Origin of the sequence: Halorarius halobius, assembly GCF_024298865.1 — an archaeon.
GTDB classification, from domain to species: domain Archaea; phylum Halobacteriota; class Halobacteria; order Halobacteriales; family Haloarculaceae; genus Halorarius; species Halorarius halobius.
The window spans coordinates 3327191-3343884 of record NZ_CP101161.1 but is presented as its reverse complement, the minus strand read 5'-3'; the positions used below and the strand labels follow the sequence as shown (position 1 = coordinate 3343884).

The window sequence follows — 16694 nt, the reverse complement described above, 5'->3', positions numbered from 1 at the left end:
AATTCAGCCGTCGAGGCTCCATCGACCGTCGTCACGCCGGCGTTGGCTCCTCGGGTGGTTCTGGGGTCGGTTCTTCGGTCGGTTCCGGCGTTAGTTCCTCAGTTGGTTCCTCAGTTGGTTTGGGAGTTGGTTCCGGCGTTGGTTCCTCAGTTGGTTTGGGAGTTGGTTCCGGCGTTGGTTCCTCAGTTGCTTCGGGAGTGGGTTCTGGTGTTGGTTCCCCAGTTGGTTCAGGTGTCGGCTCCGGCATGGGCTCCGCAGTCGTCGGTGATGATTCGGGTTGCTGGGCAACCTCGCCTGCAGGCTCGGTCCGGGCGACGACGATCGGATCGTCATAATCGAAGGCCTGTAGATTGAGTTGCCAGACGAGCACTTCGTCGTCGCTTTCCGGTGTCCACTCCACGGTGAACTCGTGCCGGCCCGGGTCGAGGATGCGGAAGGGGTCTGGCTCCGAGACGATGGTCCCCTCTGGGAAGGAACTATCGGGGTATATTTCGCGCTCGTTCGGGTTCTCGTAACCGAACGTCACTGCGATGGTGTCGTCGTCGATTCGCTCGTACCCCTCGACCGAAACGGTCGGTTTCTCGGGCCGGACCCTGTCGAGACACGATTCGAGGTCCGGGTTGTCGACGCTGAACTGGTTCCCGCCGTCCGCCGGCTGGACGTGGACGGCGATAAGCACCGGATGAACCCCCTTCTCGGGGTTGCCACCGAGGTGGCTCGCGTTGAACACCGTGGGGCCATCGGTCGGGCCATAGCTGCGCTCCATGCCATCGATCCCGTCTGCGATGAACGTGTAGTACGGGAGAGTCACCTCCTCAGTGCGGTGCCCGATACGCACCGTATCGCACCCGAGGAACGTGACGGTCTGGTCGGTGGAACCGTTCGAGGGGTCCGCAGTGCTCGCTTCGTCGAGTCGCTGTGTCACCTCTCCGGCAGGGTCCGTCCGGGCGACGACGATCGGGTCGTCATAATCGAAGGCCTGTAGATTGAGTTGCCAGACGAGCACTTCGTCGTCGCGTTCTGGCGTCCACTCCACGGTGACGGTGTGCCGACCGGGATCGAGGACGAACTGGTAGGGATCGGGCTCCGATGCGAGCGTCCCCTCAGGGAAGGAACTGCCAGGGTACAGCCGGTGGTCGTTCGGGTTCTCGTAACCGAACGTCACCGCGATGGTGTCGTCGTCGATCCGTTCGTACCCCTCAATCGAGATGGTCGGCTTTTCTGGGCGAATCTCGTCGAGACACGAGTTCAGGTCTGGATTCTCGACGACGACCGATTCCTCGGTGTCCTCGAGTTCGACCTCGGCGAACTGGATGACTGTTCGGAGCCACGGCTCGTCGTGGCCACTGAGTTCGGTCGCGTTGAAGATGCGATACCCTGCTGGGGCCCCGCGAGTAACCTCGCGCCCGTCGATGCCATCCTCGAGATAGTGAAGGATGCCGAAGTTGAGATACGTGACGCGGTCCGCGATCTCGACTTTGTCACAACTGAGGAACGTCACGGGCGGGCTGGACGAGTCATCTGGGGTAGACGAGTCGTCTTGCTCGCTGGGTGGGGCTGAATCTACCTGTACGCTGTCTCTGTATACGTACTCTGACTGCTGGTCGATGTGGTTCGTCGAGCCAGGCGATGGATCCGCTTTCCAGACTCCCAGTCCATTCGCAAGGGATTTCGTCTGGATGACGAACTCACCAGGGTCTGGTGGGGTTACTTCGACTTTCAGATATCGTCGCTCTCCTTGTTCCCAAGATCCGGACCCCTCGACGAGAACGTGGTCCAACGACGTCGTGTCGGTGCCATAGCGTGCCCCGGTTTCAGCACCCGGTCCGACGACGCCAGTTATCCCGTCCTCGAAATTGTGGTCGAGAATCGTCACCCGCGATTCGTCGATCAGACTCGGGAACGACACTGCGAGGGATTGCGAGTCTGCGGGGCCACCGGTATTCCTTCCGGTCATGTTGATCACGATTCGGTCGCCGACTGAAACGCCTCCACTGGGGGTGACCTCTACGTCCGTGACCGTTGGCTCCGGATACGCCGGGGTTCGCGCGTCACCGAACCCTCGCTCGACGGCTGATATATCGACACTCTTGGAGATGATTTGCGTCAACCGTTGGTCTCCAAGCATCGCCTCCACCAGATACGGCGTCTCTGCGGTGCTCTTGACGAGCAGATAGTACTCGCCCGCCCAGATGCCGTCGACACCGTTCACGCCGGTGAGTTCGATCCACTTCTCGCTTCCTCGTCTAGTGAGTTCGTACTGCGTGTCGGGATTTTCGATGTCGGTTGGCTCCTCGTATGGATAGAGGTACGCGTCGGTATCATCGAGACGGGAGTCGTTCGCCGTGAACAACCGGATTCGAAGCGTCTTGGATTTCCCCTCGTCCGCCTCCCCGATTTGTATCCGGTATATCGCGTAGTCGGACGGCGTCTCGATCGTATCGAACATCCTCGAGAGATAGGGACTGTCGTCCATTTCGTGGGTCGGCATCGACGGAGGTCCCACGGTGATGGCGAGATGTTCGTTCGATGGAGCGTTTCTCAACCAGGCCTGAGTGGCGTAGTAATCCGCAATCAGCGTGCTGCGCAACGACTCCATTTGCCACCGAATCGTTCGATAATCGTCCAAACTCGCTCCCGAATACGATTTTCGGACGTGGCTGTGAACAGACATCACATAGATGGGAAGCATGGAGTAGAGCGACCGGAGCGTCTCCGATCTCGCTGTCAGCAACGCGCGTTCGTCCGCTCGATCGAACGTCCCGTCACCGGTGACGTCGGTTTCCCGACGCAACTTCTCCGAGTTCTCCCGGAGTTCATCTATCTTCGCCTTGATTTCGTCGTATCGCCCCGTCCGCATCGCGTTGCGCGTCTGGGCGGATTCGACCGCAGAGAGGAGACTCACCGCTCTGTCCGATAGGCTGATCACCGAGTAGGCGACACTTGCACTCGTCGCACTCCCACCCGATGTCTCGATCAGTGTCACGAGCGACTCGACGTACGCATCGGCTGTGATGTCACCCCCCGTTATCGTCGCGGCTTCGTCGGCCTGAGTGCGACTCCGCGCTGTCCACCAGCTATGGTTCAGCGTTCGCTCGCTCAAATGGGCGTAAATCGATTGATGCTTGCGTAACACCGTTTCGGCCCTGCTGGAGACCGCGGTTGCCTGTTCTTTGCCGCTCCCTGTGCCCTCGAGCGTGTAGTGTTTCTCACGGGTCAGGCTGACCACAGATGCGGCCTCACCACTTCGCGGACCGAGCGTCCCAGCGTCGCTGATGCCTCTATCCGTGTTCTCCAAGGCGGTAGTCGCGCCGGTGGCGGGGGTAACTATTAGCACGACTGCCAGCCCCAGCGGAATGAATTGCCTGCACCCGCCGTCCAGCGACAGGGGTTCGCTATCGTCCTTTGACATTGGGCTCACGGGGAAACCCCGACCCATGAGATGAGGCGAGTCGGCTCTATCAGGGCACGGGCTACAGTTTGTCAAGGTGGTGCACGATGTTAACCCGGTGAACAGCGAGCGGACAACGTGCTCATTCGAACAACGTAGCCAACCCTCGCTGTATGTCGCTCTCGAGACCAGCAGACGACGGTGGGGACAGCGACTTCCGACGGAAATCCGGTGGGATACTGCTCGCCGGACGCATCGTCCTCGGTTCCGTCCCACTCCTGGTTGCTGCACAAGAGCGTGGAAACCGTGCATCTCAGTCCGAACCGCGAAACCCGTTCGGTTCAGGCCAACCGCTCGTTTCGAGGACAAGCGACGAATACATCAGCGGCAGAAGCAAGCGTCTGTGAAGCGAAGGAGGTCGGAACCGCTGGGGTGTCGGGATGGTACTCTGATTACAGCGGTACCGAGGCGAAAGTCCCCCCGTTTACATTTCCACTTCCACGCGCAGGTCTCGGACCTCGTCGACGTACCGATCTGCGCCGATGTCGCGATACCACTCCAGCGCCTGAGAAATGTGTTCGCGTGCGGCATCGGTATCGCCCAATTCGTGTAATGCCTGCGCGTAGTCGACGCGCGTCTCGGCCAGTCCCGGCTTTCGGTCGCTCGCTTCGAGAGTTTGCAGGGCTTCCTGCAGAAGCGTTCGCGCGCGTTCGTACTCGGCGGCCGCGAGCGCGATTCGACCCCGCTCGCGGGTGGCAAGTGCCTGGTCCCGATCGGACCCTGCGTCCTCGTAGGCGGCTTCTGCCGCCATCACGAACTCCCTGGCGGTCGAAAGGTTGCCGCGCTTGCGCGCGACCGCCGCGAGTCCGCGCAGACAATGCCCCTCGGCAAACCGGATACCCGACTCACGATCCAGTTCGAGTGCGGATTCGAGGTACTGTTTGGCCCGTTCGAGGTCCCCCTCATTTGCACGTCTATGGAGGGTGTTCCCGAGAGCACGCTTGCTGTGGGCCGTATAGTCGCTCCCTCCGAACTCATGAGCGCGTTCGAGCGCCTGCTTGAACCGAGCGATCGATCGGTCGAGATTCCCGCGGTCCCGGGCGATGACGCCGAGGTTGATGAGGCTGTCCACGAGGTGGTGGCCGGCTTCGATGTCGCGGCGAATCTCGTGGCCGTTCTCGAACCACGCCGCCGCCGCGTCTATGTCCCCCCGATCACGCGCCATGATGCCGAGATTGTTCATGCAGTTCGCTTCGCCGGCGCGGTCGCCGACCGCTCGAAACCCCTCGAGAGCGTCTTGCAAGTCCACCGTGGCAGCTTCCACGTCGCCATCACGATGCCATTTCACGAGACCGATGCCCAGCATCGCCTCCGCTTCGCCCTGTCGGTCGTCGATGTCGCGATACCGTTTCAGGGCGGTCCGTTCGCAGTCGAGCGCCGCGTCGAACTCGCCCTGTCGCCTGTGGATAAACCCTCGACTGGCGACGTGGCTGGCTCGGAGTCGTTTCGCCGACCGCTCGTCGGCGATCTCGCTGATTCTCGCGTCCAGGCCGTCGAGCGCCTCTTTCGCGGCCTCGAAGTCGCCGCTGTGAATGAGCATATCCGCGCGCCACTTGAACGTCCGTGCCTCGAGGAGCGCCGAACACCTGTCCGGAAACATCAGGAGCGTTCGCTCGCCCCTGCCGTACAGCGCTGTGAGGTCGTGCCAGCGATCACCGATCCCGAAGAGCTGGCCGAGGACGTGTTCGAGCCAGCTGTCGGCATCGTCGTCGATTCGGTCGAGATGTGGCGTCTTGTGACCACAGTGTCGTGCCAGCGCGTCGCGTCGCTCGTCGTCGTCGACGAGTCCAAGCAGAGCGTTTGCCGAGCGAGCGAAGCGGTGGTGCAGGCGTTCGTCGCTCTCGGCGTCCCGCACGGCCTTGAGAAACCACGCGCCCCACGAGTCGTGGACCGTCCGGGCCGTCTCTTCGCCGGTCGAAAAGATCATCGTGCCGTCGAGCACGTCGAGAGCGTCGTTGAGCGCCGCTCGATTCGGCCCCTCGGGATGGACGGTCAACGCATACACGAGGTCGTCCGTGATTTCGAAGCCCGCGGCCAGCAGGAGTGCGACGTGGACGCCGACCTCGCGTGCGGCGTCGGCGTCGCTCGCCTCGAGCCGTCGATAGGCCGTCTTCACTTCTTCGACGAGCGTCGTCGTCGCCGAGGCCGCCTCACTCGGCCGGTCCCCAGCATCGACGTACGTGCCGAGATGGTGCAACAACAAGAGCATGTCTCCCGTTCGCTCCTTCTCGCTTTCGTCCGGCAGGAAGTCCCTGACCTCGTCGACTGACGGTAGCGGTTGATCCAGCCGGTCACCGAGGTGGGTCAGCAACCGCTCGAGTTCGCGTTCGTCGAACGGCGGTATCGAGACCGATGTGAAATGGCCATGCCGGAGTTCGGCGTGGCGGGCGTCCGGGTGGTCGTTGGTCGATATCCACTCGTTCCGGCGGGCGTCGACGAGAAACGACACCGTCGGGTCATCGGCGAACGCCTCCACGACCGTGAACAGCTCCGACGCCTCCGAGCGCATCACGTCCTCGACGACCACGAGCGTGTGTCCCGTGCTCCGGCGCAACACGGCTTCGAGGCGGTCGAGCGACTCGAAGCCGATTCCGGTTTCGCTTTGCCGGTAGAAGACGGGGCCATCGTTCGCCTCGTACCACCGATACGCGACCTGCATACAGACCGTGCTCTTCCCGCTACCGGGCGGCCCGACGATTGCACAGTCCTCGCCGCGTTGCAGTCGGTCACGAACGGCCGCCGGCAACTCCCGTCGCTCGTCGTCGGCCACCTGTTCTCTGGGAAGCGTCTGCCCGTCGGCGACTTCGACGAGCGAGGCCCCGGCGCGAAGTGTCGTTTCGGGAGGAAGCGCGGACCGTGTTTCGAAGTACGCTTCGGTGAGAACTCTGAACCCCTCCGTGCGGAGTGGCGAGTGGGCCGCCAACTGGACGCGACGGTCGGTATCGGCGTCCACTGCAGTGCTCTCGTCGGCCTCCGACCGGACACCGGGCTCGGTGTCTGCCGACCAGACGACCGTCTGGTCGTCCGTCTCTTCGAAGATTCGCTGAGCCCATTCGACTGCCTCGGAGGTCGAGGATTCGATGACGGCGGCAAGTGACCCTTCGGCGGTGTGGAGTGCGACCAGGAGCTCGGTTCGACTGCCGTCTTCGATCAGGAGTACCCCGGTTCGGTCGAGGCTCCCCCGCGTCACGAGGCGACACCGCTCGCTCGTCTGGAGTGCCCGGACCGTCTCGTGTTCGCTCTCCCTCAATCGACGGGCAACGCGCTCGGCGGCGATGAGCGAGACCGTCCCGCCGGTCTCGATGACCGAGTGCCATGCTCCGATGAGTGCAGTATCGACGAGTGCAGGTACCGTCGCTCGTAGTCGTGAGGCGCTCTCGATGTGTTCGACGAGGGTTTCGGTCAGCGCATAGCTACCTTCCTCGTCGGCGAGATGGACGGTCGCGCCGTCGCCGAGGACCGCCGGCGACAGCGTGAGATCTGCCGGGAGGTCCTGAAACACGCTGGCAGCGTCCTGAACCGTGTCGAGCGCGTTCGTGTGGTCGCAGTAGGACTCGTAGGCAAGCCGGCCTGCGAGCGTCGCGACGTAGCCGTCGTCGGTCCGGTGAACCCACCCGACGGTTTCGAGTTCCCGTAATCCCCGTGTCACCGTCGACTGCGAGACGTCGAGTGCGTCAGTGAGATCGCGAGGATACATCGCGCGGTCGAGCATCGCCGCGACGAACTCGCCCCGCTGTTCGAGGACAGCTCCGGGGTCGATATCCCTCTCCGTCATCAGTTACCTGGAAGACGTGGCATCTCAATGAATAAACGTATCGCCGGCCGTAGTATCTCAGCCCCCCGGACGACTGCCTTTGGGTACGAGCGCGTCCCCGTGAGCACTGCGCTCATGCCGTGAGCTAATTTTCCCGGCACGTAACGTCCCACTCGAAATGCCTCGGTTTGGGGATGCACGTGGACGGATTGTTGTCGACTGCCCGCCTCGGGGGTGGGTTCGCCCGCTATGGAGGGCATCTCGATGAGATCGCTCGGCTCCGTATGTCTCGTGTTGTTGATGATCACGAGCGCGGTGACCGCACCAGTCACGGCGATGGACCCCTCGTCGACGGCTGACCCCTCCGCAACTGCGAGTTCATCCGGTGTGGATGACCTCCCTCGAGACCTCTCGGCTCCGTCCGATGGGTCGACGACGCTGGGTTCGGACGGCTCGTTCTCGCTGGCGAAGTTGAATCACGCCTTGTCAGCCGAATCGATGACAAGAGCCAGCGTCGCCCGGAGCAGTGGCCAGCCCACCGAACGCTGGAACAGGACGTTCGGCGGCTCGCAGGCGAGCGAAGGGCAGGCCGTTGCCACGACCGATGCCGGTGGCTACGTCGTCGCCGGATACGCGACCGCGGACGGGAACCGCGACGGACAACTCGTCAAAGTCAGCAGTGACGGAACGACAGTGTGGAGCCACACCTACGGCGGGAGTGGCGACGAACGAGCCTACGATGTGACTCCGACGTCCGATGGCGGCTACGTCATGGCGGGCGTGACGCGTCCCAACGGGGTCCATTCCGATGGTGGACGCGACATGTGGCTCGTGAAGGTCGACGGAAGCGGCGACCGAGTGTGGACGCAGACTTTCGGCGGGCCGGTTGCGGACCACGCTCAGTCGGTCATCGAGACTGCCGACGGGGGGTATGCCGTTGCCGGCTGGACGAACTCCACCGGTGCCGCACGCAAGAACGTCTGGCTCGTGAAAGTCGACAGTACCGGTACCAAGGAGTTCGCCCGCACATACGGGGGAAGTGGCGTCGATAAAGGCCAGGCACTCGTTCAGACCGCCGATGGCGGGTTCGCCATCGCCGGGTGGACGAACTCCTCGGGCAGCGGCCAGGACGACATGTTCCTCGTCCGAACGACGAGTTCGGGTGACAAACAGTGGAGCAAGACCTACGGTGGGGAATGGAACGAGGGCGTGTTCAGCCACGGGCTGACCACCACCTCCGACGGCGGGTTCGCGTTGGCCGGCTGGACGGAGACATTCAGCATCGGCGCCGACGACATGTGGCTGGTGAAGGTGGATTCGACCGGCACAAAGCAGTGGAGCAACGCGTACGGACGGAGCCTCAACGATGTCGCAACGTCGGTCATCCAGACAGCCGACGGAGGATATGCGCTGTCGGGCTACACCCGGACCTACGATGGCGACGGCTACGACTCGTGGCTCATCAAGACCGGGTCCGAAGGTGCTGAACAATGGAACCTCACGTTCGGTGGCGGTGGGACGGACGTCGGCACCGACCTCGTTCAGACCGATGGCGGCTACACGTTCGCGGGCTACACCAGTTCCTACGGGAGCGGGAGCTACGACACGTGGCTGGTGACGACCGGTGAGTCGACCGGTCCGCCGCCGACGATTGACGCGAAATCGGTAGAACTGACGCCGTATCCGGTCGAGCAGGGCACAGATCCGACCCTACAGGTCGCCGTGGCGAACGCAAACGAGGTCGACGTGCGCGTGTCGTTGCCGGAGTCCGGGCGGTCGACCCGCGCCCGGATGGCCCACACCACGGGAGACCAGTATCGGCTCGATCTGGGTAGCGTTGGCCTCCTCGACGGCCTCTCGCCGGGGACGGAGGTCGATCTCGAAATCGTCGCCACGAGCGAGGCCGGACAAGCGCGGCTTGGGAGCTTCCTCCGGGACGCGGATCGAACGCGGTTCCTCACGACGAACCCCGACCTCGACTACTACGTGTTCCGTGATGTCAAGGAGGTCGCCGTGGTTATGGGCACGTTCTCCGGGCAATCCCCGCCTGCTGACCTCCGGGACCCGACCGCACTGCAGTTGTGGGAGACGAGCATGGAACTCGACGCCAACAACTACTTCGGCTCGGGTCGCGGGTCGATGGGTGCGATCGGATTCGACTTCACGTATCTGGACAACGACAGCCAGTTCTACACGCTCCCCCACGAGGAGGTCTACTACGGAAACCGTGCCGACCCTGCGTGGATATACAACGCACGTCGGTATCAACGCATGGACGTCTGTCCCAACGGGCAGGGAAGCGTCACCGTCGGAAAGTGTGGTGCCCACGTCTTCCTCGAGGATCTGAAGTCGACGTCGGGCCTCGACCCGAGTGAGTACCACTCCTGGATCGGGACCCACGGGGGAATGAGCATCGGCAACCCGAAGGCGAACGACGACCTCGCTGGGGACGACAACCGGTATACTGGCGTCCACTTCTTCCCCGACTTCGCTGACAGCAACGAGGAGCGAACCTACGCTCCCATCGGTCGGGGCATCACCACCCTGTTGCACGAACTGGGTCACGGCACCCCGATGAAGTTCGCCCACCCAACGAACAAGAACGACCGCGTGTCGCTGATGGGGTACCAGAAGCAGTTCAGCCCGACCGGCGAACGGGAGATTCCGCCGGTGTCGCCCGTCCATCGACTCGGACTGATTCGGTCCTGGGACCCGAGTCAACCCATCGACTGGCTTGAGCCGAGACGGACGTTCCTCACTGCGAACGACGTCGAGCAGACCGAACTCGAGGTCAAAGCCCTCCGAAGCTACGATCTGGGCGATGAGGTCCCGGTCGTGCAAGTGGTGTCCCTGTCGACCGACGGTTCGTCGCCCGTCGATTTCGTGTTCGCAGGCGACCCGGACGAATTCCACAAGACCGACCCCCTGGACAACGAATCGGTGCGGATGTACCGGGTTCAGGACGGCGAGGTCCTCCAGTATGACGGTCCCGGAAACGGAGCGATACAGACTGCCAAGGTCGGATTCGGGAACGGCCTGCAACTGGAGTACGAGACTGCCAGCGAATCGGGCACGGGCGAAGATTATCGAGCGACCGTCAGCGTCGAACTGAACACTATCGAGCGCAACACGAACACGGTCTCGATGAAGGGGCAGGTGTCGGTGCCCGACGACTATTCGATCGGTCCCGGCCGATTCAATTACACCGCTCCGGACCTCGACCTGGTCGCCATCGACAGCCAGGGTCGTCGCGTCGGCGTCACCGAGTCCGGCGAGTTCGTCAACGAGATCCCGGGGGCGACCGCGTCCGGAGACACGAACGGGATGGAATGGATCACCGTTCCCGAGGACGCCGATGTCGAGTTCAGGGTCCGTACTGATGACGTCGAGGCGTTCATGAACCAGACGAACGTCTCGTCCGAGAACGTGACCGTCGACTTCCAGACGGCGGTCACGCACGTCGGCTCCGAGCCGACCGTCACCCAGCAAGACGGTGCGTACACGGTGACGAACGCGACTACTGAGGTGACCGCGAACCGGAGCGTCGATCCCGGAACGACGTCGTCGGCGGTCAACCAGACCGTCATCGCGGGCTTCAACGTCGCCCCGAACAACCCCCACCCGAACCGGACGGTCACCGTCGACGGGTCGCTTTCGACGGCGCTGAACGGCTCCATCGAGCGCTACGAGTGGACGTTCGAGAACGGGACGACCGTGACCGGCGAAACGATTTCCCGGGTCTACACCGAGTCGGGAACGTACACGCTCTCGCTCACGGTCACGGACTCCCGTGGCCACACCGCGTCAACCACGAAGACGTTCCGCGTGGCAGACCGACCGCCGACGGCTCGACTGACAGTGCTTGCAACTGACCCGGTCGCCGGCCAGAGAGATGTCGTTCTCTCCGCGACGGAGTCCACCGATTTCATCGGCATTACCGAGTTCCGCTGGGACGTCGACGGCGACGGCACCGTCGAGCGGGTGACGGACAACGCGACCACGAGAATTACCCCCTCCTACGAGGAGGCAGGAACCTACGAGCCGACCGTAATCGCGGTCGACGCGAAGGGACAGACCGATTCGGCGTCACGAACGATTACCGTCGATGCGCCAGAAAACACCGATGGGAGCGCTGGTGTCGGCACCACCGGTGGTGATGACACTGCAGACCAGCCATCGACGGCCGACTCGCCCGTGGCTGTCCGGAGTGCCGGGCCGGGGACCACGTTCGTCGTGTCGGGCGTGGAGTCGGACGGCTCTATTTCGATGGACGTCCCCGAGCGGGCGAGACACCCATCGGCACCGGCCGAGATTACGGCTCTCAATCTGACGCTGTCCGAGACGGACGGGCAGTTCAGGCTCACCGTCTCGGCACCCGCGGAGAAGCCACCCGGGTCGGTTCCACCGCTCGGTGCCGGCTCGCCGATGATCTATGTCAACGTGACGACGAACGCCTCCGATTCCATGCTCACGCAGGCGAGCGTTCGCCTCGACGTATCGGAGGACGCGCTTCCGGACGGTACATCTCCGGAGAACGTCACGCTCTACCGATATTACAACGGATCGTGGCGCGCACTCGAGACGAGCTATCTCGGAGATGGGCGGTACGTCGCTACAACGCCCGGCTTCTCGGCGTTCGCGCTCGGCGCTCCGACGGCGTCGACTCCGACGCCGACGATGACCGACGTCGAGCCAACCGCGACGCCGACCACGACTGATGTCGAGCCCACCGCGACGCTGACGCCTACGTCGACTCCCACAGCCTTGACTCCGACGACGACGCCATCGGCGGGAAGTGGCGCTGGCTTCGGTGTCGGCGTCACGCTACTCGCCGTTCTCTGTAGTGTCGTCATCGTGCGCCGGGTTCGGGACTGAACCCACTCGCTGGCGCCCCGCCCACACGGTTCCGGATTTTTCATCGAGACAGCACGAACCGACGACCGGTGGCTCTGCCCCGGGATGTCTCCGGTTTCGGGAACATGACGGGCGGGTCGCCGGCGGTCAGGGGTCGAACTCCTCGGTGACCCAGTCGGGCATCGATACCGACACGTCCCCCTGCGTTCGAATCCGGAAGTTGTTGTGGCGCGTCGTCCGGGTGTCACCGTCCGCTTGCTCAGTTACCGTGACCTCGGCGTGCCGCACTACTCCATCGAAATCGACCGACAGCGACCCACTGACGTTGTTTCCATCGGTATCGAACTCGGATGCCGTAACTTCCTTCAGCGTGAACTCGAGGACGGAGCGGCCGTCCCGTTCGGTCACCTCGCTCGGTTCAAAACGTGCAAACGACAGGATGCCACGCACCGAGTGGGAGGCACGGAGCTTCGAGATCACGTTCGCAGACAGGAGCTTGCCGCCGCCAAACGCCATTCCGAGATTCCCGTTCGAGGCGTGAACCTGCTCGAACGACTTGCCGAGCGTTTCCCGGCCGTACTCCGGGTCGCCGGTCCCATCGACTTCCGCGTACGCCTTCCCCTCGGTGACGTAGATGTCGATGGTCTGGTCCGGATGGGTGACCGTCCGTCGCTGTTCGGCGCTCGAGAGGCTACTTCGATACCGGCTTTCGGACGTGTGAGGGCCGACCAGGGATACGTCGTACCCTTGTTTGCCGAGGGCGGTGGCCGTCGCATCGAGGAGCGTCTGTGGCTCCGTCACCCCTGTTTCCGAGGTTCCGGGTGGATACTCGTTCGCGGCCAAATCGGGGCCCGAGCTACCGAGACAGCCGGATAGCGAACATGTCATCAGCGTTCCCCCACAGGCCAGTATCCCCCGCCGCGAGATGGTCCGCACCATGGTCCCGGCGTGGGGTTCGACCACGGAAGGAGTTTTTCATCACCTTTGAAATATGTTCGTAACCTAATCCGGAGAGCTACGACTACGGTGGCTCGATCGGCAGGGACGATTTCGTCGAAATCGAGACGGGCGGCACCACGAAGAAAAATTGCCCCGCTTGCGAGCCGCACCGTTTCCCGAGACAGGTTCATCCCCTAACAGGTCGAGCGATTCTTCCCGCCGCTTCGGCCAGCCCGTGTGGAACGCATCGCCGAACGCTCGGTGGGGGCACTCGGACGGTTCCGCTCGGTAGATGTTTCGGGTCAGGTGGATTCGATCGGCTTGGTCATCTCGTGTCGCTTGATGCTGTAGCCGGCTGTCTCGTAGAGTTCGATGGCGGCGTGGTTTTCGGCAGCGACCTGTAGCGTCAGCTGCTGGCAGTCGCAGTCGCGTCCCCACTCCTCGACAGTCGAAAGGAGCTCGGCGGCCACGCCTTGGCGACGGGCGTCTTCGATGACGTAGAGTTCGCTGATGTGGCACTGATGCAACTGTTCGACGATGGGTGGTGGAGTCTCGACGTCGGCGGCCACGTACCCGATCGGTGTGTCCTCACGGCGAGCGAGATACGTGACGGCATCGTCTTTGTCCAGCTGTGACCGCTTGTAGGAGAGGCCCTTCTCTCTGAGTCCATCGGCGAGGCTGTACTCCATTGTCGTGGCCATCTCACGCTGTGCGGGCACCCATAACTCGTCGACGAACGACTCGAGTTCAGCCGCTCGAAGCGGCGCGATTTCCATAGATACGGTACCCAGGCCACGGCTGGAAAGCGTTTCCGGTGGCACGGCTCTTGCCTCGGGAGATGTTCGGAACAGCTGGCTGACTACAGTGGTGTGTTCAGCAATGGTCGCATACTTAGCCAGGCTGCATCTTCCGAAATGTCGCAGTGCGACCGAGTAGGAACCTTGAGGGGAGAGACAGGAGAGGTGTGACTCGTGAGTCCTACCGTCCACGAGGTTCGGAACGCGATTCGGGTGGCGACGGGTCGCTTCGAACGGAATGTCGAGGCGTCGTTCACGAAAGAGGAACTCCAGGCCATCTGTGAGGCTCTCGAGGTTGCTGTCGGCGAGACGGGACGGCCATCGACAACGCGGATGCGCCGACTCATCCGGGCGCAGGTCGGCATCGCTGAGTCACCGGAGACGGCGGACGATTCCACGTTCCGGAAAGGCGACCTCCAAGCGATTGCTGACGAGCTCGGAGCGTCGTCGGAGGCGTAGACGCCAGTCATCCGAGCATTCCCTGTGTTTCGACCGAATCGCGCCCTGTATGCAGCACAACCCCTGTGACAGCCACAGCTGATAGACCTCGGCGCGGGAGCTGAGACGACAGCCGACCCCGTAACAGATTTCTCCCTCCCGAAATTGGTCCCCTGAATGCACTCCACCGTGTGTAGCAACTGGTGAGATTCCGCCAGTTTTGGGCTGTTCTGGCGGCAACCATCCCTCTATGGACGCCTCGATCCCGCCGTGCTGTCGGGCGCAGCTGTGTCGAGTCCGATCTCGATGCGACAGCCACGCGGCTCGTTGTCCGCGATACTGAACTCGCCGTTGCCCCGTGTGACGATCCAGTAGGCCGTCCAGAGCCCGAGCGTCGTGAGATGGTCCTGGGGGTCGACGTCCGCTTGGGTCAGCAGTGCTTCGGTGCCATCGGGCATCCCGGGGCCGTTGTCCGCAACGGTGATCGTCGTGCGTTGCTCGTCGGGCGGTCCCTGATTGATGGCGATCGTGACCTGACACTCTGCGGCGTCGTTGTGGACGATGGCGTTCTCGACGAGCTCATCGAGTGCGACATCGAGGTTCGGATTCGCCACCACGGGCGCTGTCGATGGGAGATCGATGGTGAACGTCGCGTCCGTTCGTTCCTTGTACGTCGCGATGAGCTGTTCCACGATGGGAACGACATCAAGCCTCGTCGGTTCCTCGTGTGCAAACGACAGCTGCTCGATCGTGACGACCTGCTCGGTGGTTTCGGAGACATCCGTCACCTGCTCGAGGATGGTGTCGACTTGGGCTCTAACGACGGGGGCAGATGCGTCGGCTTTGGCCTGCTGGGCGTGGCCGAGGATGATGTTGATTTTGTTCCGGAGGTTGTGTCGAAACACGCGATGCAACACCGCGAGTTCCTGCTCGCGTTCTCGGCTACGGGCAAGTGACCGTCGAAGCGAGCGCTCGCTGTAGCGCATCATGGCGAGGATGAACCCGGCGGTCAACAGCACCTCGACGGCCCCCTTGACGGCCTGCAGCTGGCGGGTGAACGAAGACATCCCGAACAGACGGATGAAAATGACGTCGGAAACGAACAGGGCGACAACGCCGAGACTGAGGTACACGAGTGCGGCGATTCCCGGCGACACTCGTCGTTTCACCCTCGACGCTACGCTGTGAATATTACTAATACCTGCGGTTACCGGCGGTTCAGTGTGGTTTACGTGGAAGTTAGTGGTTCGTAACTTACCGGATTATCGTCAGACCGGGTTCGTCCGCTACAAAACCAGACCAAGCTGTGTAGTGGAACGTCGGTACGTCCCCAATGCCGGTGGAACCCCATACAGATCGCTTCTGACAAATAGCGCTTTACTGGATTTCGACATCGCTAAACTCGAATCGCGCTCCACCGGATGCGCTGTCAGTCAACGTGACGTTCCATCCATGGGCTTCCGCGAGCCGTTGTACAATCGCCAATCCAAAGCCGGCCCCCTCATCCTTCGATGTGTTTCCTGGTGCAAAGACCGTCTCCCGTTCGTCTTCAGGAACACCTGGCCCATCGTCTTTGAAGTATATCGTCTCCTCGTCTGCCTGACCGATACGGACGGTGACGTCGTCGCCACCGTGTTCGATGGCATTGCGAAGCAGGTTCTCGCAGATGTGCCGGACGCGATCCGGATCCGCGCGGACCGTGACGTCGTCCTCGATCTCCAGCGTGGCCGCGTCGGTATCGACCATCTCCCAACAGTTGCCGACTGCACTTACCAGGTTGACCGGTTCCATCTCGCCCACCTGTTGGCCGTTGCGAGCGAGCGTCAGGGTGTCGTCGACGATCGTCTCCATCCGATCCAATGCAGCCTGCAGTGCATCGAGATGCTCGCTCTCCCGCTCCTGTTCGAGAAGCGTTGCTCGGCCCTGCGCAACGTTCAGCGGATTCCGCAGGTCGTGTGAGACAACGCCAGCGAACTCGTCGAGGCGCTCGTTCTGCCGTTGCAGTTCACGCCGTCGTCGGAGTCGCTCCGAGATATCCCGGAAGACGCCCTGAAACAGCGGCTGCTCGTGGTCCGTGTCGTCGATGACCCACGCGTTGATCTCGACGGGAATCCGTTCGCCATCGGCCGTCACTGCGAACACGGGCGACCCGTCGTCGAACTGGGAAACGACGGCCGGTTGCTGCTCGAAATGCGTTTCGAAGAGTTGCTCGTACCGCTGTTGTTCCTCGGCCGGATGGAGGGCACCCACCTCCATCGACCGTAACTCCTCTTGCGTGTACCCGAACAACGTTTCGGCCGCCTGACTGACCTCGAAGATCGCTCCCGTCTCGGGGTTTGCAATCACGATCGCGTCCGGTGAACTCTCGATGAGTCCCCGGAGCGTCGTCTCGCCTTCCAAATCGGGTGGCATTGACTACACTGCTGTAGAAACCAGCGACATATAAACTGTCGAACTGGAT

Annotated in this window: 8 protein-coding genes; 2 read left to right on the top strand and 6 right to left on the bottom strand. The window is 62.6% G+C overall.

Annotation, left to right across the window (positions count from 1 at the left end):
* Positions 1-31: 31 nt before the first annotated feature.
* Positions 32-3412: a hypothetical protein gene (locus tag NL112_RS17700; RefSeq protein ID WP_255150170.1), complete on the bottom strand. Its 3381-nt coding sequence runs from the start codon at positions 3410-3412 to the stop codon at positions 32-34.
* Positions 3413-3875: 463 nt separating this feature from the next.
* Complete coding sequence (locus NL112_RS17695) at positions 3876-7226, bottom strand: tetratricopeptide repeat protein (protein WP_255150169.1); 3351 nt, start codon at positions 7224-7226, stop codon at positions 3876-3878.
* Between the two features lie 366 nt (positions 7227-7592).
* Here NL112_RS17695 and NL112_RS17690 point away from each other — a divergent pair, with 366 nt between their 5' ends.
* Positions 7593-12080: a PKD domain-containing protein gene (locus tag NL112_RS17690; RefSeq protein WP_255150168.1), complete on the top strand. Its 4488-nt coding sequence runs from the start codon at positions 7593-7595 to the stop codon at positions 12078-12080.
* 126 nt (positions 12081-12206) lie between these two features.
* Here NL112_RS17690 and NL112_RS17685 read toward each other — a convergent pair whose 3' ends face one another.
* Positions 12207-13022: a hypothetical protein gene (locus tag NL112_RS17685; protein ID WP_255150167.1), complete on the bottom strand. Its 816-nt coding sequence runs from the start codon at positions 13020-13022 to the stop codon at positions 12207-12209.
* Between the two features lie 278 nt (positions 13023-13300).
* Entirely contained in the window at positions 13301-13774 is a 474-nt protein-coding gene (locus NL112_RS17680) for a GNAT family N-acetyltransferase (RefSeq protein ID WP_255150166.1), read from the bottom strand.
* A gap of 195 nt (positions 13775-13969) precedes the next feature.
* Between NL112_RS17680 and NL112_RS17675 the strand changes: the two genes are divergently transcribed.
* Positions 13970-14254, top strand: coding sequence for a hypothetical protein (locus NL112_RS17675; RefSeq protein ID WP_255150165.1), 285 nt, complete (start codon positions 13970-13972; stop codon positions 14252-14254).
* Between the two features lie 227 nt (positions 14255-14481).
* Here NL112_RS17675 and NL112_RS17670 read toward each other — a convergent pair whose 3' ends face one another.
* Both NL112_RS17670 and NL112_RS17665 read right to left on the bottom strand, forming a co-directional pair.
* On the bottom strand, positions 14482-15402 hold the full coding sequence (locus tag NL112_RS17670) for a sensor histidine kinase (protein ID WP_255150164.1): 921 nt from the start codon (positions 15400-15402) through the stop codon (positions 14482-14484).
* A 208-nt stretch (positions 15403-15610) separates the two neighbouring features.
* Positions 15611-16633 (bottom strand): sensor histidine kinase, encoded by a 1023-nt coding sequence (locus tag NL112_RS17665; RefSeq protein WP_255150163.1) that lies wholly within the window; start codon positions 16631-16633, stop codon positions 15611-15613.
* Positions 16634-16694 lie beyond the last annotated feature (61 nt).

Excerpts from the sequence above, each read along its gene's own strand:
- NL112_RS17680 (WP_255150166.1), bottom strand. The coding sequence starts at position 13,774 with ATGGAAATCGCGCCGCTTCGAGCGGCTGAACTCGAGTCGTTCGTCGAC.
- NL112_RS17700 (WP_255150170.1), bottom strand. The coding sequence starts at position 3,412 with ATGTCAAAGGACGATAGCGAACCCCTGTCGCTGGACGGCGGGTGCAGG.
- NL112_RS17695 (WP_255150169.1), bottom strand. The coding sequence starts at position 7,226 with ATGACGGAGAGGGATATCGACCCCGGAGCTGTCCTCGAACAGCGGGGC.